This is a genomic window from Pseudomonas sp. MIL9, assembly GCF_016887925.1.
In the GTDB taxonomy this organism is placed as follows: Bacteria; Pseudomonadota; Gammaproteobacteria; order Pseudomonadales; family Pseudomonadaceae; genus Aquipseudomonas; species Aquipseudomonas mohnii.
Map to the genome: position 1 here is coordinate 105,467 of NZ_JAFEHE010000028.1, position 16,818 is coordinate 122,284.

The window sequence follows — 16,818 nt, forward strand, 5'->3', positions numbered from 1 at the left end:
CGTCGCTCATAAAACCAGGCGTTGGACAGGTTGTTTTTGAGCAAGGCGTCACAGGGCAAAGCACGGCCAAACCCTGTTAATGCAACTCAACGGCTAAATTACTTAACATAGTGCTCAATTGAAACGCGCTGACGTTCCAATCTGTGCTTGCATTGAAATAGTTTCCAGGAGTTCGGAGATCAGGATGAAATTTTTGGTGGTGGGTGGCGCGGGCTATATCGGCTCACACATGGTCAAGCAACTTCTGGCTGCGGGCCACGATCTGGTGGTGGCCGACAACTTCTCGACGGGCCACCGCAGCGCCTTGACGGGCGGGCAACTGGTTGAACTGGACATCGCTGATGTGCAGGCGCTGGACGCTCTGTTTGCGGAGCACCGTTTCGATGCCGTGTTCCACTTCGCTTCCTTTATACAGGTGGGCGAATCCGTCACTGAACCTGCCAAGTATTATCAGAATAACTTCGCTGCCACGCTGACACTGCTGCAAGCCATGGTGCGTGCTGGGGTCAAGCATTTCATTTTCTCTTCGACCGCCGCCGTGTATGGCAACCCGGTGTACGTACCCATCGACGAAGAACACCCCAAGGCCGCGATCAACCCGTACGGGCGCAGCAAGTGGATGGTGGAGCAGACGCTTGAAGATTTTGACCGTGCATACGGTCTCAAGTCGGTCTGCCTGCGCTATTTCAACGCCGCCGGGGCAGATCCTGAAGGACAGTTGGGTGAACGCCATGAACCGGAAACCCATCTGCTGCCACTGATCCTGCAAGCCGCCTCGGGCCGGCGCACATCGATCACCGTCTATGGCCGCGATTACGACACCCCTGATGGCACGTGCATTCGCGACTATGTCCACGTTACCGATCTCGTCGCGGCTCACGCACTGGCCGTGGATTACCTGCTGGAGGGGGGAGCCAGTACCGCGTTCAACCTCGGCAACGGCCTGGGTTTCTCGGTGCAACAAGTGATCGACACCGCGCGCCGGGTGACTGGCCAGGATATCTGCGTCAACGATGCACCACGCCGTGCCGGCGATCCACCACGTCTTGTGGCCGATCCGGGACGGGCCAATACCCTGCTGGGCTGGACACCGAGATTTGCCACGCTTGAGCAGATTGTGACGCACGCCTGGAACTGGGAGTGCAAGCATCCCTGGCATTGAAAGCAGGCGCTGACGCAAAACGCCGAGCGCCTGAAGGTGAGCGCTAGTAGTAAGAGCGGTTTTGGGGTTCGGCCTTGTTCAGCACCGTGCCAATCAGGTTGGCGTTTGCCAGATGATGCAGGCTTTCCTCGATCTCTTTCTTGCTGTTCATCCCGTTGGCGACCACGAGCAAAACGCAATCGAATTTCGGCAAGACCGTAATCACATCGTCCGAACTCAACACCGGCGGCAAGTCGAAAATCACGATACGCGAGTTGTAGCGCTCGCGAAGATCGCTGATCAAATGGCTCACGGCGGGCGATGACAGCACCTCCGTGGACAACGGAATCGGCTCTCGTGTCGGCAGGACCACAAAACGCGGCAAGGTCGGGTTGACCAGCACGTCCTGCAGTTCGGCTTCATCGGCCAGCAACTCATTGAGCGATTTTTCCATCGGAAGGCCGAGGCAGGCACCCACCTTCGGACGCCGCAAATCGAAGTCCACCAGCAACGCCGTCTTGGTGGTGTGGTGGGCGATGCTCATCGCCAGGTTGATCGCCAACACCGTTTTGCCTGAGTCCGGGGTCGGAGAAGTGATGGCAAGCGTGCGCCAGCCGTTTTCTTCCATGGCTTTCAAAACCTGCGTGCGCAGCAAATCGAAAGCCCCGCCCATGCTCGAATTCTTGTTGTAGGCCACGATGCGATTGCGCTCAAGATGGTCTGCCCTCAAGGGCACAACCTTGGTTTGCACGTAGCTGAGGGCATTGAGCGTTGCGGAATGCCCAGTCGATGTGGTCACGAGACTCGATGTCGCCGGTTGCTCGGCTTTATCGCCCGCGGGCTTGATTATTTCCATGGCTATATTCCTTATTCAAATCGCGCCAGAGCCTTAAACACCAGCAGGTCCAGAGGCATGTAGAAGAAATGCAAAAGGACCAGAAGGCATGCGATCAACACAAATCCGCAGAGGATGAGCAGTGTTCGCAATCGCTTGCGGCGCTCAAGTTCTGCCTTGGTGTGAATGTAGGGAATAGTGCCCAGTACGCGTCGACCCAGCACACTGGTCAGGGCTTCAACACCGCGTACACGCTGATTCAACATCTCCAGCAGCATCACCAGCGCACCAGCGCCTACCGGGGCGAGCACAAAGCCCATGGCAACGACTTTCTTGCGGTTGGGCCTGACGGGCTTCTCGGGCATCAACGGCGCCTCAAGAAGCACAAAGCGCTCGGCCTTGTTTTCCTGCTCCAGGCTTTCGGAGATCTTCGCCCCCATTTCCTTGGTGCGAATTTCCTCGTACTTCTTGCGAGCGTTGTCATGGTCGCGCATCAACGTGACCAAGCCGCGCTCGACTTGCGGCGTCTCCAGAATCTGCGCCTCGTAGGCGTCTATCTTGGCAAGGATTTCACGCTTTTGGTCGGCCAGCGACTTGATGCGCGCTTCCGAAGCGGCGACACGGGCCTGAGCCTTGGCCACCTCCAGACTGACGGAGCTCACCGCATTCGCCCCCGGCCCCTGAGCGGCCTCAAGTGCGGCTATCTTGCGCTTGACGGCGCGCACATCGGGATGCGCTTCGGTATAGAGCGACAGCAATCTTGTGTACTCAGCCTTGAGACTGCCCAGATCCTGCGGCTTTTCAGCTTCCGCACCCGTTGCGCCCGGCTTGCTCACGACACCGGCGCTGGCCGCGGAAACTTCCAATTCGTTGAAGCGCAACTCCTCGCGGGCAGCCTTGTAGTCACGGTCGATTTCCTTGAGCTCGGTTTCGGCGCGCGACAGCATATTCATGCGCAATTCCTGATGCTCGGGCAGCGCGTTACTGTGCGCCTGCTTGAAGTCCGCCAGACGGTTCTCCAGGGTTTCCAGTTCAACCCTGAGCTTGTCCGCTTCCTGTGTCAGGAACTCCGTCGTTTCACTGGCTCGCTCGGTGCGCTGCTTGATGTTTTCATCCAGAAACAGCGTGACCAGCTCCTTGGCAACCTTGTTCGCGATTTCTGGCTGCTTGTGCTCAAAGCCCAGGCGGAAAGCGATGGTCACCTCCCCGCGCCCCTTCACGGCAGCACTGACCAAGGAAACGCTGATTGCATTGCGCATCTCTTCGATCTTTTCGGTAACGCTCAACCGCCGGCTTTCCGAGGAAAAAAGATTGTATTTGTCGATGATCCCTTCCAGGTGCTCGCGGGTCATCACGCGCTGGCGAATGACTTCGATACGCTCGTCGGCAAAGGTATTGTTATTCGCCGCCACCAGATCGGGCGAAATCTGCTGAGACTCGACCAGAATCGTGCCGGATGACTGATAGACAGGAGGGATGTACATCGCGACCAACACGCTCACGGCAAAAATCACCGCGATACTCACGATTACCAGCACCGCTCGGTGCTTGAGTATTGCTATGTAGTCGTTGACCGACATTTCGTATTCAGAGGCCATAAATACTCACACAGCTGGGTTTCAGAGTTCGGGATAACTATAGGTCAAAGTCAACCCGACGATGTTGGCGCTGGCATCCGGCAAGCCGTCTTGCAGGCGTTCTTTGTAGGTGTAGGATAGGCGCGCAACCCAAAAAGGCGAGAGCTCTCGACTGGCCCAGACATTAAAGTTGCGCAGGGTGCTCGGCGATTGCCCCTTGGTTTTTTGCCACGAGGTATCAATGCCGGTACGGCTGAGCTCGTCGATGGAGTAGCTCCACGTACCCCGCAGATTATTCGACTCGACGAAGCCACCATTACCGTTGGCGATCGTGCTGCGACTGGCGTCGAGGGTCGTGTCAAAACGCTCACCGGCATAGTGCAGGTTGAACCCGCCCTGACCGGTGGGGCCGCTGTTACTGTCCGAAACCTGGTTGGCCCCCACATACGCCGAGACCTCGAGCTGCTCGGAGATCTTGTAGTTAAAACCGGTCGTTGGCGTGTAGCTGTTTGAGGAGGCCACCCCGGAACCCGATTTGGGCTCATAGCGTCGCACGGACAAACGCGTGAAGAGCTCGACGCGTTCACTCCAGGTGTAATTCCAGCTCAATTGGTTCGACAGTTCATCATAAGGGGTCAGCGAACCAATATCGTAATCGACGTTCGTGTATTCAACCTCGTCGATCAGCGAGCTTCTCTCCGTGACCGCAGTACGCCAGTTGCCGCCCAGCGTCGATTGTTTCTGCGTGCCATCGGTCGCAATCACGCCGGTTTCCTGAACCGCACTGGAGAGGGTCGAGCTCTCGACATAACTCGCCGTCAGCCCGTAGGCACCCTTTTCGGTATCTCGCTGCCAGCCCAGCAACAGTTTCGGGTCTTCACGATCACGAACGATGGATGTGTCAGAGGAACGAACGACATTCAATCCGAGACCGATGCGCAACTGATCAAGATCAGAGGTTCCGACGAGGCTGAAATCGGGGGCGATGATCGTGCGGGTCACGGCCTTTTTGGCGTCGTCCCCGAGAAGTACCGGATTGCTGTCGTACTCGACGGTCGAAGGCAATGCGATTGACGATTGCCAGGTGGCGGCATAGGCCACCCCCGAATACGGCAACATGAGAATGGCTGTGGCAGCCCCGGTGGTTCGTAGCATAAGAAAGCTTAACCCCAATACGTCGCGCAAGGTCAAGGCACGACCAACGTATCGCCGGCCTGGAGTTCATAGTTGGTGGACATGTCACGCCCGGATATCAGATCGCTGTAATGAACAGGGAGCACCTGCTTGTTCCGCACGACCTTGATGCCATCTTTGTCGGCGAATTTGTCGAGCCCGCCCGCCATACTCAGTACTTGCAGTACCGCCGTCGGCCCCGCCAACTGCACCGACCCGGGTTTCATCACTTTACCCTGGGCATAGACGAGATTGCCTTTGGGATCACGCACGACCACGCTGACGTTCGGGTCGGGTATGAACTCTTCCAGTTTTTTCGCAATCAGTTTTTCGACGGCCGATGTATCAAGCCCGGCTACTGCGACTCGCCCCACCAGCGGGAAGTTGATGCTGCCATCGGGAAGTACGTGCACCTCCTCCTTGAGCGTGTCTTCTCGCCAAACGGAAACAAAAACGACGTCCCCTGGATTGAGAAGGTAAGCCGCGTTATTTTCGCTGGCAGTGGTAATGCCTGACCAGACAGACAGCGCACAGAGCGCAGGTAGCAGTAAACGCAACATCGGGATCCCTCCGCCTAAGTAGCCTTGCCAGGAGTTTCACACAAAAGCGGAGTCAAATCACGCTCTTCCCTCTTATGTCCAAAAAAACATAAGAGAGCAATCGGATCGAGCTTATCGGCGGATAATTTCATCTGACACTACCTCAGACAGCGAAATTTTTTTTTATTAAACAACAACTTACAACAAAACAAATCAACCCACAGCAACTTCGTCAATTTTATTGCGTTATAGTCGCCAGCCATTTTTACTTAGCGAAAAACGGCCCCCACCCGCACCACCGCCCCCCATGTAATTTATCCAGAACAACTAACCGGAATCACGTTCAACTAATCAAACGCTATTTAGATTCAGTAAATCGACTTCAACTAAATCCCCATCAAACCCTGCAGCAGGGCCGACCGAACTTATACTTTCCGTCGATTCGCAACCATGATGAAACCAAATAGCGCGGAAGAAAATAACCAGGCGACCGCCGATAACGGTACTGCCTTCGGCTGATCAGAAACACCGGTCAAACCCGTGTCCTGGCTAGTCAAGTTTACCGCGACCCGGTCGTTGGCACTCGCCGTCATTAAACCGTCGCAAGATGAAACGTTGACACTTTCCGCCGAGCCGGAATGATGAATGACACTGCTGAATTTAGCCGATTGAGTGCCATCGAAATAGACATCGGTAACCAATGAAGGCACGCCAAGGCCGTTTCCGAAAGTAAGTAGCTCGCTACCGGAAGCCTCTTCGGGACCCGCTCCGACTTGCGACCTTAATGTATCGCAAGCGTTACTCATGCGATTATATTCATTGACAAAAGTGGTCGCCTGCGCATTAAAAACCGCCGCACCATTAACGAGCATCAGAGCCAAAACGGATTTAATGACAAGTGTCGGACGCATAGGAGAGCCTCCCTGCACAGAGGTGATTCTTTTTTTGGATGGAGGTATTTTTCTTCGGCTTGAATTGAGCGTATAAGCACATAGCCAGTACGTCAATAGCTCGTCACGATAATAAATATAAATAAAAACCGAGGGAGAATGGCGTCAAATAATCGACAGAACAAACTGCTCCGTCGCCAGACAAATGAACTGTTTGCCCGGCCATCGCCCCGCCTCGAGCATTCCTCAGCAACAAGAAACGCTCTCAAATAACTTTATTGTTATCTTCTCGAAAGTTAGCGATGGTTTCGAAAACAAACATCAAGATTTCCGTAGGTTACATGAGAAGCGATAACGCTCAAGTCGCCACAAAAAGTTGCCTTTACCCCTCACTGCGGCCTGTAGAAACCCCACTGTTCGATGCCGTCTCCCGCCTGTCAAAGCTTGTTACGTTCGTCGGCTGAGTAGATGGCGGAAAACCGACGCGGAGCTCCTTGCCTGGTTCATATACCTGATGCCAATTTGAGCTGACGGTACGCCTCCACCAGTTGATCGAGGGTGAACGCGAGATTTCGGCCACTGGGATTGGGCAGAACCCAGACCGCGGCATTGCCGAAGGTCTTGGGTTGGAGCCCCCAGGCAACGTCTCGCTGGCCCGATAATGCGCAATACGCCGCCTTACCGAGAAACGCCACGAATCGTGGCGCATGGCGCGTGATTTTCTGCTCGAAGGCCGCAGCGGCCGCAGTGAACTCATGGAAGGACAGCTGATCGGCACGCGCCGTTGGCCGTTCCACCACCGCCGTCAAACCACATCGGTACTGCAGGATCGTCCGGTCGTTTTCCGCACGCACCTCCTGCGGCGTGAAACCGGCGAGATGGAGTGTGCGCCAGAAGCGATTGCCGCGACCCGCAAAATGATGCCCTTGGGTGGCGGCCGTCACGCCTGGATTGATCCCGCAGAAAATCACGGCAAGGTGTTCGGCCAGAATATCTTCAAGTCCTTCACCCACCGCAGATCACGCTGACCGCATTGCGTGCCAGCTCCGTCAACTCCTCGCGGGATTTGCCCGCCCGGGCACGAATCGAAATGCTGTGCAGAAGGGACGCCGCGAGAACGGCAAGGGCTCCGGTGTCGACATCGCTTTTCAATTCGCCGCGATCAATGGCCACCCGCAGACGCGCTTCCAGATCGGCATCGAGCCTGCTGAGACGATCGGAAAGAACGTCGCGTATTTCCGGGTCCTCCACCGCTTCGGTTGTCGCCGTGCCGATGGCGAAGCAGCCACGGGGCTGGCCCTCGCCCGAAAAGTAAATCGACAACTGCCCCTCATAAAACCGCGTCAGCGCCTCGCGCAAGGTCAGTGCGGGGTCCGTCAACGCTTCGTGCATGGACGCCACGGCGAACTCCCAATACTGCTCAAGCGCCTTGATGTACAGCGAGTGTTTGTCGCCGAACGCCGCATAGAGGCTTGGGCGATTCATGCCTGCCGCAGTGGCGATGCTGTCGAGCGAAGCGCCGGAATAACCGGTGCTCCAGAACACACCAAGCGCTTGCTGCAGCGCTGTCTGCGGGTCATAGGCGCGAGGCCGGCCCCGGCCTTTTCCCTCTGGAACTTTATTTTGTGCCATGTCGTACAAAATCCTTGAATGAAGGTGAGTGCAGGGATATTCTTACACCATCGCACAAAATTAAGGAACCAAAAGTTCCTCGGCGTCAGGTTTGTTGAAGCGAAGCTCGAACCGGGTATTGCGGCGACGAAACAGCGGCAGCGGAGCCACCCTCCCCACTGCCCACCGGTTGGCTTTCTCACGGCAATTATCAACGTTAGGGCCACAGGCGATTTTTGCAGCTGTTAGCCCGATTTCCCGGTTAAAGGTGTATTCGATCATGACTAAACAGTTCGACATCCCGGCTTCCCAAGCCATTGAACACCCAGGACCGGCCAAAAAGTCGCTCAAGGAAAAACTGCGCCCATGGCTGATGCTCGGCGTACCCGCCCTCTTCGCGGTAGCGGGTTACACCCATTACATGGCCGGCCAGCCTTTCGTTTCGACCGACAACGCCTACGCCCGGGTGGCAAAAGCTTCGATCAACGCACGGGTTTCCGGGCAAGTGATCGAAATCGCGGTCGAGGACAATCAACCGGTTCACAAGGGCCAGGTGCTGTTCCGTATCGACCCCAAGCCCTTCCAGATTGCCGTCAACCGTGCCGAAGCACAGCTGAGCGTGGCACGGCTGCGCATCGACGGGCTCAAGGCCAGCTACCGGCAACAGCAGGCTGAATTGCAATCGGCCAAGGAATCAGCCGATTTCGATCAGCGAGAGTTTGCCCGGAAGAAGGCGCTGGTGGCCTCGGAGTTCGTCTCCCGTGCCATTTACGAACGTGCCGATACCGACGTCAAAGTCTCAAGGCAACGCATTGCCTCCATCGAACAGCAAATCGCCAGCACCGTGGTCGCCTTGAACGGCAACCCGAATATCGAAGTCGACAGTCATCCCAGCGTTCGCGAAGCCAAGGCGCAGCTCGACGAAGCGCAGTTATATCTCTCCTACGCAACGGTGTATGCGCCGGATGACGGCATCGTGGCCAAGGTCGATGACCTGCAGGTCGGCAACTATGTGAACAACAGTGCGCCAGCGTTTGCGCTGATATCCGATCACGAGATCTGGGTGGAAGCCAACTTCCGCGAAACGGAAGTCACCCATATGCGCCCCGGCCAGGAAGCGACCATTCGCATCGATACCTACCCTGATCACCTGTTCAAGGCCCACGTCACCAGCATGAGCCCTGGCGCCGGATCGGACTTCGCCCTGCTGCCACCGGAAAATGCGACCGGTAACTGGGTCAAGGTTGTCCAGCGGGTGCCGGTTCGTCTCGAACTGGACGAAGTGAACCCCGACCTGCCGCTGTATTCCGGCACCAGCGCCACGGTCAAGGTCGACACGGGCCACAGCACGCCATGGTGGCAGCCGCTTAAAGCACTGTTGACCGCAGGTAACTCCTGATGAACGCCAACGCGATTGCAACCCCGCAGGACGGTGGTGCGCGCTCGCTCAGGTTCGCCGCGCTGCTAGCGACCTACATGCAGTCGGCGAACCTGCCCTTGCCGAACTCGGCACTGCGGTTTATCCAGGGCAGCCTGTCGATGACCGACGACCAGGCCGGGTGGATATTCACCGCGTACCTCGGTGCCAGCGCCATCACCCTGCCGCTTGCACAGTGGCTTGCCGGGCGCTTTGGCTTGAAGCTCGTGTACCAGGCCGCGATCGTTCTGCTCATCGTGGGCTTGTGGCTCGCCACGGCTGCAACGACGCCACTGGAATTCGTCGGCGCGCGGATCGTTCAGGGCATTGCCAGCGGCGTGTTGGGGCCGCTCTCCATGGGGATTTCCCTGGAGACGCTGCCACCGGCACGGCGGCCGAAATTTGGCGCGGTGTTCACCGCCGTTGTGCTCCTGGGCATTGCCACCGGCCCGACGGTCGGCGGTTGGCTCAGCGAATACCACGGCTGGCGCTCGATGTTCTACGCCAGCATTCCGCTGTCGGTGTTCATCTTTCTGGTGGTGGCACTGCTGCTGGCGGAGAAAAAGGCCGAGACAAAACCGCCGTATGACTTCTTCGGCTTCGGCACCTTCACCCTGAGCATGATCGGCCTGCAAATGCTCCTCGACCGGGGTGAGCGCCTGGACTGGTTTGCCTCGACCGAGATCTGGATCGAAGCGATCGCCTTTGTGCTGGGGATGTACCTGTTTGTCGTGCACGTGCTGACCACCAAGGTGCATTTCATCAACAAGAGCCTGCTCAAGGACCGCAACTTCGTGCTGTCGACGGTGATCTTTTTCGCCCTTGGCTTCGTGCTGTTGTCGACCATGGCGCTGACCTCGCCAATGCTGGACGAAATACTCGGCTATCCGCCCGTCACCACAGGCTTGATGACGCTGCCACGGGGTGCGGGGCTTGTCGGGTCGTTCATCTTGATGAGCCGTTACTCCGACCGATACGACCAGCGCCTGTTCGTTGCGGCGGGCATTGCACTGGTGGCGTATGCCAACGGGATGATGCTCGGTTACTCGCCGTTGATGGACTGGTCGCCGGTGGCAATTGCCGGGGCAATCCAGGGCATCGGCCTGGGCATCCTGATGCCGTCGATCAGCAAAGTGGCGTTCAACACCCTCGATCCCAAGTTTCGCCCGGAAGGCACCGGTTTTTTCAATCTGATGCGCGCTTATGGCAGCACCCTGGGCGTTGCGGTCGTGCAGTTGTACTTCTTCAACAATACCCAGGCGATGCACATGGCGCGGGCCAGCAACCTGACGCCTTATCGCGCCGCCGCGCATTCGCTGGTGTCGGCCCCCTTGCCGGCGCTGGCGGGGCTCAACGAAATGATCACCGGCCAGGCCGCGTTCATTGCCGTGATCGACCAGTTCAAGATTTTGATGGTGGTGATGCTGGTGGTGAGTCCACTGGTTGTCTTTCTTCGCAAACCCGTTTCGACCCACTAGTTTTCGTGGAGTGTGCCAAATGAAATCCCGTCATCTGTTCCCAACGAAAATCAGTGCGCTGTCGACCCTGATCTTCCTGTCCGCCTGCACCGTCGGCCCTGACTTCAAATCCCCTGACGCCAGCACCTCGCAGCACTATGACCAACAGGCCGAACAGCGTCTTGGCCAGGGCGGCAACAAGCCCGGCGGACAACGCATCGAACTGGGCAAAAAGGTCGGCGGTGAGTGGTGGTCAGCCTTTCGCTCGCCAAAACTCGATCAGGTGGTGCGCCGGGCCATCGACGGCAATCTTGAACTGGTGGCCGCCGACGCAACGATCCGCCAGGCCGCCTCCTCCGTCGCCGCGGCGGAGGGCGCCCTGTATCCGCAAGTCGATTTAGGTGCCCAGGCGGGCCGCGCACGGACGCACAATGCCAAGGAGCCTTCGATCTCCAACTTCTACGCGATTGGCCCGCACGTGGGTTTCGACCTCGATGTGTTCGGCGGTAACAAGCGCCAGGTCGAAGAACAGCAAGCCTTCACCGATCTGCAGAAGCATCGCTACGAAGCGGCGTACCTGACCCTGACCGGCGATGTCGCCAGCCAGGCGTTGCTGGTGGCCTCGGCCAACGCGCAGATGCGTGCCGTCGAGAAACTGCTGGCCAACGACACCAAGAACCTCGAACTGGTGCGCATGGCCCACGCCAATGGCAGCACCACACAGATCGATGTGTCGCTGGCCGAAACCCGGCTCGCTCAGGACCGCACGCTGTTGCCACCCCTCGCCCAGCAGCGCGATTCGGCACGCCACGCGCTGTCGGTCCTGACCGGCAAAGGCCCCGCTGACTGGATCGCGCCGGACTTCGATCTTGCCGAGTTCGCCTTGCCGTCCAGCGTGCCCGTCAGTTTGCCCTCGGAAATGGCCCACGACCGGCCGGACATCCTGCAGGCGGAGGCCGAACTGCATATCGCCAATGCGGCCGTTGGCGTGGCCACGGCCAACCTCTATCCCCATGTCACGCTGTCCGCGTCACTGGCGCAGGCCGCTTCGGGCAACGGCGGCGCAGCGCTCTGGGGTTTTGCCGCGGGCATCGCCGGTCCGATCTTCGATGGCGGCACGCTCAAGGCTGAGCGTCAGGCTGCGATTGATGGCTATCAGGCAACGCTCGCCGGCTACCAACAGACCGTCATCACCTCATTCGGCCAGGTCGCGGACACCTTGCAGGCCATCAACCACGACGCCGAGGAAAACCTCGCGCAGGACGACGCGCTGCGGGCCGCTGAAACCAGCTTCCGCCTGAACCAGCAAGCCTATGCGCAAGGCGAGAACAGCATCCTCCAGGTACTGGAAGCGGAGCGTGCCTATGAACAGGCGCTGCTGGGACAGATCCGGGTGAAGACCGCGCAATACCTCGACACCGTGCGTTTGTTTGTCGCGCTCGGCGGTAATTCCGTTGGCGTGTTCGAGCAACGACTGGCCTCTCGCGACGAACGAAAACCTTCATACCAGTAGCGCCGCGGCGCATTCACGAACACTTACACGAGTGGTCACTTGCCCATGCGGCCGTGGCCCCAGGCACTGGAGTAGAGACATGTCTTACGAACCCATTTTCGATGCACTTCGCGAAACCCGGTTTCCCCTGGTCAACGGCTCCGGCGACATGCCGGCCGTTGGCTTCGGTACCTTGTTCAAGGATCTGGGCGTGACCACCCAGGCGATCACACACGCACTGGAAACAGGCTTTCGCCATTTCGATTGCGCGGAACGTTATCGAAATGAAGAAATGGCCGGCGTGGCCTTCAAGGCGTTTCTGGAGACAGGCAAGGCCCGGCGCGAAGACCTGTTCATCACCACCAAACTGTGGAACACCAACCATCGTCCCGAGCGGGTGTTGCCCGCGTTCGAGGCCAGCTGCCGGCGCCTGCAAGTCGACTACATCGACTGCTACCTCATTCATACGCCCTTTGCCTTCCAGCCCGGCGACGACCAGGACCCACGAGACGCATTCGGGCATGTCATCTACGACGGCGGCGTGACGCTGATAGAGACCTGGCGGGCAATGGAGCGCCTGGTGGATGAAGGCCGGTGCAAGTCCATTGGTTTGTCCGATATCACCCTGCAAGCCTTAAAAGAGATCGTCGCCCAGGCACGGATCAAGCCCGCCGTGGTGCAGGTCGAGTCCCACCCTTATCTGCCCGAATGGGAACTGCTCGAATTCTGTCAGGCCCACGGAATCATCGTTCTGGCGTTTGCGCCACTGGGCCATGGCATGGAGCCGAACGTGCTGGAAGACGAGGTCATTACCGGCATCGCCCGGCGCCTGCAAAAGAGTCCGGCGCAAGTCGCACTGGCCTGGTCGGTACAGCGCGGCGTCGCTTTTCTGACCACCTCTGCAACACTGAGCCATATTCGCGAGAACTTTGATATTGCAACCCTGCCCCATCGGGCCATGCATGAAATCCGTGAGGATATTACGACGCGGATACGCTTCAATTCGGTAGTGGAAACCGGCGTGCCGGGATTCATCCCGCGCAAGAAGTAACACGCGACGAGGGGCGGCCCGGTGCCGGGCCGCCCTTTTTTACGTTTCTGTGAGGTGAAAACGATGGATGTTCTCCAGACCATGCGCTTCTTTACGGCGGTCGCCCAGAGCGGCAGCTTTACCGCGGCGGCGCTGCTGTTGGACACCACCACGACTAACGTTTCCAAAGCGGTTTCCAGCCTGGAGGCCAGGCTGAACACGCGCCTGATCAACCGCACGACCCGCCGCCTGGCGTTGACCGAAGCCGGGACACGCTATTTGCAGCGCTGCGAGAAAATCCTCGATGAGATCCGTGAAGCCGAAGAGGAAGCCGGCATCGCGCAAGTCGATCCCAAGGGCAGGCTGAAAATTCATGCGATGTCAGCCATCGGCAATCATTACGTGATCGACGCGATCGCCCGGTACAGGGAAATTCATCCTTCGGTATTGTTCGATCTGACACTGACCAATCGGCTGCCGGACATGATTGAAGAAGGCTATGACATGTCGATTGTGCTGGCGCGGGACCTCCCCGATTCGGGGTTTGTCGCTCAGCGGCTTGGCACGACTTACAGCATTCTCTGCGCGTCGCCGGCCTACCTGAACAAACGCGGAACGCCCGACTCGCCGGGTGCGCTTCATGCTCATGATTGTCTGAGAATCGTCAACACGGTCATGCCGGTTGAAAACTGGGTATTCGAGGGGCCCGAAGGCATGGAGACGATCAATACGCCCGAGTCGTCCTTTCACGTCAACACCGCCGATGCCATGACTGTCGCCCTCACCACCGGAATGGGTATCGGTGTTCAGCCTATAGCTTCCGCCGTCGCCGGACTCAGGGCGGGCACGCTGGTGCGCGTACTGTCGGACTATCACTTCGAAGCGTTGAGTCTGTTTGCCATCTACCCGTCACGAAAATACGTGGACGCGAAAATAAAGACCTGGGTGGAGTTTCTTAAAAACCACATCCCCGACTTGTTGGCAGCCGATGAAAAAATCGCCAGCCAATCAGAACATCGGTTTGGCTAGTGCCGCCGCAATGGAGTGTCGACCCTCCATCGTCTGCACCCCACTCAACCGTTCGAGCATCCAGCGCCCATCACTTGATACTGCAGCACGTGGCGTTGACCGCTGGAGTCTTCGTAGGTCATTTGCGCCGGAACCGGGCCACAGTCATTCGGGATATCGGTCACGGCAATGACCTTGTGAATGTCGAGTGGCGTTGAGTAGGTGTAGGGTTCGACAGGTGTAGCCGTTGCAGGGGTTTGACCCGCAAAGGCCGGCACGCCGAGGCCGCCAAGGGCCATAAAAATCGCAACTTTTGCCAGGTTCATGATGTTCACCGTCTCGTTCCAGGTATGTTTGTATGGACCTCGCGAACCAAGGGCCATCTACGCCCTTGGTACAGCGGGTAGAGGCGATGCTAAGTGTTTACCGCTCCCCTAAATAGCTGCCTTGCGGACATACACTGTTGTCAGATTGCGCATAATGCGCCACCGCACAGAAGTAGAGTTCGCCACTCAAACGCCCGCTTTCAGCTCAACCTTCGAGCGGCGCCACCACGGGTAACCAGACGCACACTTCAAAACCATCCGGCCGGCCCGTCGCAGGCGAGACCAGCACCATTCTTGCGTTGACCCCTTCGACAATGGTCCTGGCAATCGCCAGCCCCAGCCCTGAACCGCTGGCCTCGCTGTTGCCCCGCACGAATCGCTCGGTCAAGCGCTGCAACACCGGCTCTGGCACGGCCGGGCCACCATTGATTACCCGCAGCAGCGCCGACTCGGACAAACTCACTTCAACCGGCTGATCGGCCGCGCCGTACTTCAGTGCGTTCTCGATCAAGTTGCGCAGCAACACGCCGAAGGCATCCGGGTCGATGGCCGCATACACGCTGGCCTGTGCTGGAAGCCGCAACTCGACCCGGCCCCCGCTGCTGTGGTTCCACTCATCGACCCCATGGGCCAGCAGCGGAATCAGATCCTGCGGCGTTTCAGACAACAGCCCGCCGCCCTCGGCCTTGGCCAGTTGCATGAGTTTTTCCGACAGCCGCGCCAATTCGCGCAACGAGTTTTCGATCTTCGCCGCCCGCGTCCGCAGGGGGCCTTCAGGCGCTTCGTGGCGCAAGCGCTGAATCTGCGCGAGCGTCGCCGCCAGTGGCGTGCGCAGTTCATGGGCACTGTTGGCGGTAAAGCTGCGCTCGGCCTCCAGGGCCTTGCGAAAACGCTCCAGCAAATGATTGACCGCTTCGGCCAGCGGATCGATTTCCGCCGGCAGGCGCGCCACCTTGATCGGCGACAGATCGCCGACACCACGGGCCTCCACGGCCCGCCGATAGGCCATCACGCTGCGCAGGCTGATGCGCACAAACAACCAGATGCCCAAGAGGCTGACGGGGATCAGTGCCAATAACGGCAGCAACAGGGCAAACAAGGCTTCCCGTGCCGCTTCACGACGATGGCCCAGGGGTTCGGCGATCTCGATATACACCGTCTCGCGCAACGCACTGGCCCCGTACAAACGGTATTTTTCCGTCGTCGTGAAACCTTCCGCCGGCTGCTTGCTGAAAATGTCCGGGTTAGCGTCGTGGGACTGCATCAGGATCTGCCCCTTGCCATCGCGTACCAGGTACGTCAGGTATTCCTTGTGGGTTTTCAGCGGGGCGACATGCTGTGCATCGCGGGGTTCTTCACGGTTGCTGATTTCCAGCACGGCCAACGGCAGGATGCGTTGCGCGGTTTCTTCCAGCGCGCTGTCGAACGCCTCGTTCAACTCATGCTGCACCACCCGCCAGGTGCTAACCGTCGCCCCCAGCCAGAGCAGGGTCATGCCCAGTGTCAGGCCGATGCCCAGGCGCTTCTGCAGGCTTGACGACTTCATGCCGACATCAGCCGATAACCCATGCCGCGCACGGTTTCAATCAGGTCACGCCCGAGTTTCTTGCGCAGTCGGCTGATGTAGACCTCGATGGTATTGCTCTCGATTTCTGCGCCAAAGGCATAGAGCCGCTCTTCGAGTTGCGACTTGGACAACAACGCGCTGGGGCGCTGGACGAAGGCCTCGAACAACGCCCATTCACGCGCCGTCAGGTCCACGGTCACGCCAGCTCGCTGCACCGTGCGCGCACTGATGTCGACCTGCAGCTCGCCCAGTTTGATTTGCGGGTTGGGGTTGCCGCTGTAGCGCCGGGCCACCGCCGCCACGCGGGCGGACAGCTCGAACAGGTCGAACGGCTTGACCAGGTAGTCGTCGGCCCCGGCATTGAGACCGGCGATGCGGTCGGAAATCTGATCCTGGGCGGTCAGGATGATCACCGGGGTCACATCCCCGGCCGCGCGCTGCTGGCGCAAAAAATCCAGCCCGCGACCGTCGGGCAGCATCAGGTCCAGCAGGATCAAGTCATAAGGCGTGCTGCGCACACTGTTGCGCGCGTGCTCAAGGCGCTGCACCCAGTCCACGGCATGGCCATCGTCGGCGATCTGCTCGCGCACCGCATCCCCCAGCCCCGGTGCATCCTCGACCAATAAAACCCGCATCTGGCACCTCCTGTGATGGTTGACGTGTAGCACCTTAGTCGCCGTACCTGACGTGAATCTGAAGATTCAGCTGGTTGTCAGGATTGCACTTTAGGGTATGCCACAGACGCCGACCATGGC

General features: G+C 58.6%; 17 protein-coding genes. 6 read left to right on the forward strand and 11 right to left on the reverse strand.

Annotation, left to right across the window (positions count from 1 at the left end; all coding sequences use genetic code 11):
• Positions 1 to 184 precede the first annotated feature (184 nt).
• Positions 185 to 1,162: a UDP-glucose 4-epimerase GalE gene (gene galE / locus JQF37_RS26320; protein ID WP_130208872.1), complete on the forward strand. Its 978-nt coding sequence runs from the start codon at positions 185 to 187 to the stop codon at positions 1,160 to 1,162.
• 43 nt (positions 1,163 to 1,205) lie between these two features.
• On the opposite strand, the gene JQF37_RS26325 is transcribed toward galE, so the two are convergent.
• From JQF37_RS26325 to JQF37_RS26360, 8 genes are all read right to left on the reverse strand, one after another.
• Positions 1,206 to 1,997 carry a CpsD/CapB family tyrosine-protein kinase gene (locus tag JQF37_RS26325; protein ID WP_130208874.1) on the reverse strand — a complete coding sequence of 264 codons (792 nt, stop codon included), beginning with the start codon at positions 1,995 to 1,997 and terminating at the stop codon, positions 1,206 to 1,208.
• Positions 1,998 to 2,008: 11 nt separating this feature from the next.
• Positions 2,009 to 3,574, reverse strand: a complete 1,566-nt coding sequence (locus JQF37_RS26330) for a Wzz/FepE/Etk N-terminal domain-containing protein (protein ID WP_130208876.1) — start codon at positions 3,572 to 3,574, stop codon at positions 2,009 to 2,011.
• Positions 3,575 to 3,595: 21 nt separating this feature from the next.
• A complete protein-coding gene (locus tag JQF37_RS26335; RefSeq protein ID WP_130208932.1) occupies positions 3,596 to 4,708 on the reverse strand; it encodes a hypothetical protein in 1,113 nt (370 codons plus the stop codon).
• Positions 4,709 to 4,740: 32 nt separating this feature from the next.
• Complete coding sequence (locus JQF37_RS26340) at positions 4,741 to 5,286, reverse strand: polysaccharide biosynthesis/export family protein (RefSeq protein WP_047530453.1); 546 nt, start codon at positions 5,284 to 5,286, stop codon at positions 4,741 to 4,743.
• A gap of 404 nt (positions 5,287 to 5,690) precedes the next feature.
• Positions 5,691 to 6,176, reverse strand: coding sequence for a hypothetical protein (locus JQF37_RS26345; RefSeq protein ID WP_130208878.1), 486 nt, complete (start codon positions 6,174 to 6,176; stop codon positions 5,691 to 5,693).
• Positions 6,177 to 6,658: 482 nt separating this feature from the next.
• The gene (gene mug / locus JQF37_RS26350) at positions 6,659 to 7,168 is read right to left on the reverse strand and encodes a G/U mismatch-specific DNA glycosylase (protein ID WP_130208880.1); all 510 of its coding nucleotides are present in this window, start codon (positions 7,166 to 7,168) and stop codon (positions 6,659 to 6,661) included.
• Positions 7,161 to 7,787 carry a TetR/AcrR family transcriptional regulator gene (locus JQF37_RS26355; protein ID WP_103405407.1) on the reverse strand — a complete coding sequence of 209 codons (627 nt, stop codon included), beginning with the start codon at positions 7,785 to 7,787 and terminating at the stop codon, positions 7,161 to 7,163. The genes mug and JQF37_RS26355 overlap by 8 nt, the downstream gene beginning before the upstream one ends.
• Positions 7,788 to 7,847: 60 nt before the next feature.
• Positions 7,848 to 8,048 (reverse strand): hypothetical protein, encoded by a 201-nt coding sequence (locus JQF37_RS26360; protein WP_130208882.1) that lies wholly within the window; start codon positions 8,046 to 8,048, stop codon positions 7,848 to 7,850.
• On the opposite strand from JQF37_RS26360, the gene JQF37_RS26365 reads away from it, so the two are divergent.
• The 5 genes from JQF37_RS26365 (at position 8,047) to JQF37_RS26385 (ending at position 14,191) form a co-directional block, all read left to right on the forward strand.
• Positions 8,047 to 9,165, forward strand: a complete 1,119-nt coding sequence (locus JQF37_RS26365) for an HlyD family secretion protein (protein ID WP_130208883.1) — start codon at positions 8,047 to 8,049, stop codon at positions 9,163 to 9,165. The two genes, JQF37_RS26360 and JQF37_RS26365, sit on opposite strands and share 2 nt — an antisense overlap.
• A complete protein-coding gene (locus JQF37_RS26370) occupies positions 9,165 to 10,661 on the forward strand; it encodes a DHA2 family efflux MFS transporter permease subunit (RefSeq protein WP_130208885.1) in 1,497 nt (498 codons plus the stop codon). Before JQF37_RS26365 ends, JQF37_RS26370 begins: the two co-directional genes overlap by 1 nt.
• A 19-nt stretch (positions 10,662 to 10,680) precedes the next feature.
• On the forward strand, positions 10,681 to 12,153 hold the full coding sequence (locus JQF37_RS26375) for an efflux transporter outer membrane subunit (RefSeq protein WP_130208887.1): 1,473 nt from the start codon (positions 10,681 to 10,683) through the stop codon (positions 12,151 to 12,153).
• A 79-nt stretch (positions 12,154 to 12,232) separates the two neighbouring features.
• The gene (locus JQF37_RS26380; RefSeq protein WP_130208889.1) at positions 12,233 to 13,183 is read left to right on the forward strand and encodes an aldo/keto reductase; all 951 of its coding nucleotides are present in this window, start codon (positions 12,233 to 12,235) and stop codon (positions 13,181 to 13,183) included.
• Positions 13,184 to 13,246: 63 nt separating this feature from the next.
• Positions 13,247 to 14,191, forward strand: a complete 945-nt coding sequence (locus JQF37_RS26385) for a LysR family transcriptional regulator (protein WP_130208934.1) — start codon at positions 13,247 to 13,249, stop codon at positions 14,189 to 14,191.
• 44 nt (positions 14,192 to 14,235) lie between these two features.
• On the opposite strand, the gene JQF37_RS26390 is transcribed toward JQF37_RS26385, so the two are convergent.
• The 3 genes from JQF37_RS26390 to JQF37_RS26400 form a co-directional block, all read right to left on the reverse strand.
• On the reverse strand, positions 14,236 to 14,496 hold the full coding sequence (locus tag JQF37_RS26390; RefSeq protein ID WP_130208891.1) for a DUF2790 domain-containing protein: 261 nt from the start codon (positions 14,494 to 14,496) through the stop codon (positions 14,236 to 14,238).
• A gap of 205 nt (positions 14,497 to 14,701) precedes the next feature.
• Complete coding sequence (locus JQF37_RS26395; RefSeq protein WP_130208893.1) at positions 14,702 to 16,042, reverse strand: ATP-binding protein; 1,341 nt, start codon at positions 16,040 to 16,042, stop codon at positions 14,702 to 14,704.
• The gene (locus JQF37_RS26400) at positions 16,039 to 16,698 is read right to left on the reverse strand and encodes a response regulator transcription factor (protein WP_130208895.1); all 660 of its coding nucleotides are present in this window, start codon (positions 16,696 to 16,698) and stop codon (positions 16,039 to 16,041) included. The genes JQF37_RS26395 and JQF37_RS26400 overlap by 4 nt, the downstream gene beginning before the upstream one ends.
• Positions 16,699 to 16,818: the final 120 nt, after the last annotated feature.

Excerpts from the sequence above, each read along its gene's own strand:
- JQF37_RS26355 (WP_103405407.1), bottom strand. The coding sequence starts at position 7,787 with ATGGCACAAAATAAAGTTCCAGAGGGAAAAGGCCGGGGCCGGCCTCGC.
- JQF37_RS26365 (WP_130208883.1), top strand. The coding sequence starts at position 8,047 with ATGACTAAACAGTTCGACATCCCGGCTTCCCAAGCCATTGAACACCCA.
- JQF37_RS26360 (WP_130208882.1), bottom strand. The coding sequence starts at position 8,048 with ATGATCGAATACACCTTTAACCGGGAAATCGGGCTAACAGCTGCAAAA.
- galE (WP_130208872.1), top strand. The coding sequence starts at position 185 with ATGAAATTTTTGGTGGTGGGTGGCGCGGGCTATATCGGCTCACACATG.
- JQF37_RS26345 (WP_130208878.1), bottom strand. The coding sequence starts at position 6,176 with ATGCGTCCGACACTTGTCATTAAATCCGTTTTGGCTCTGATGCTCGTT.
- JQF37_RS26385 (WP_130208934.1), top strand. The coding sequence starts at position 13,247 with ATGGATGTTCTCCAGACCATGCGCTTCTTTACGGCGGTCGCCCAGAGC.
- JQF37_RS26370 (WP_130208885.1), top strand. The coding sequence starts at position 9,165 with ATGAACGCCAACGCGATTGCAACCCCGCAGGACGGTGGTGCGCGCTCG.
- JQF37_RS26375 (WP_130208887.1), top strand. The coding sequence starts at position 10,681 with ATGAAATCCCGTCATCTGTTCCCAACGAAAATCAGTGCGCTGTCGACC.
- JQF37_RS26380 (WP_130208889.1), top strand. The coding sequence starts at position 12,233 with ATGTCTTACGAACCCATTTTCGATGCACTTCGCGAAACCCGGTTTCCC.
- JQF37_RS26390 (WP_130208891.1), bottom strand. The coding sequence starts at position 14,496 with ATGAACCTGGCAAAAGTTGCGATTTTTATGGCCCTTGGCGGCCTCGGC.
- JQF37_RS26335 (WP_130208932.1), bottom strand. The coding sequence starts at position 4,708 with ATGCTACGAACCACCGGGGCTGCCACAGCCATTCTCATGTTGCCGTAT.
- JQF37_RS26330 (WP_130208876.1), bottom strand. The coding sequence starts at position 3,574 with ATGGCCTCTGAATACGAAATGTCGGTCAACGACTACATAGCAATACTC.
- JQF37_RS26325 (WP_130208874.1), bottom strand. The coding sequence starts at position 1,997 with ATGGAAATAATCAAGCCCGCGGGCGATAAAGCCGAGCAACCGGCGACA.
- JQF37_RS26400 (WP_130208895.1), bottom strand. The coding sequence starts at position 16,698 with ATGCGGGTTTTATTGGTCGAGGATGCACCGGGGCTGGGGGATGCGGTG.
- JQF37_RS26395 (WP_130208893.1), bottom strand. The coding sequence starts at position 16,042 with ATGAAGTCGTCAAGCCTGCAGAAGCGCCTGGGCATCGGCCTGACACTG.
- JQF37_RS26340 (WP_047530453.1), bottom strand. The coding sequence starts at position 5,286 with ATGTTGCGTTTACTGCTACCTGCGCTCTGTGCGCTGTCTGTCTGGTCA.